This window comes from Arthrobacter sp. CMU6, from assembly GCF_059090205.1.
Genome location: NZ_JBNHFL010000103.1, coordinates 1 through 440 on the forward strand (window position 1 = coordinate 1; position 440 = coordinate 440).

Here is a 440-nt window from a genome sequence, read left to right on the forward strand (position 1 = left end):
GACGCACAACGGGCCCAAGGCGCACAGTGGGGCCAGGACGCCCAGGGACCCCAGCCGGCCTACACCGGTCCGATCAACACCGGCCGCACCGGCCAAGGCACGGCCCTGTTCGCGTTCAGCGGGCCAGTGAACCCGGCCACGATCCGCAAAATCGCCTGCGACGCCGACATCATCCCCGTCGTCCTAGGCACCGAAGGCCGCATCCTGGATATCGGCCGCGCCTCACGGGTCTTCCCGCCCCACATCCGTAAAGCCATCACCGCAAGAGACCAGGGCTGCGCCTTCCCGGGCTGCACCATCCCAGCACCGTGGTGCGAAGCCCACCACATCACCTACTGGTCCCAAGGCGGAACCACCGGCACCGGCAACGGCGTGCTGCTCTGCAGCCATCACCACCACCTCATCCACAAAGAAAACTGGACCATCGAAGTCACCAACGA

Annotated in this window: 1 protein-coding gene; it reads left to right on the forward strand. The window is 66.4% G+C overall.

Annotated features, from left to right (window positions below; all coding sequences use genetic code 11):
* The coding region (locus AC5RWD_RS23250; RefSeq protein ID WP_494022273.1) for an HNH endonuclease signature motif containing protein at positions 1-440 on the forward strand (440 nt) is incomplete at both ends.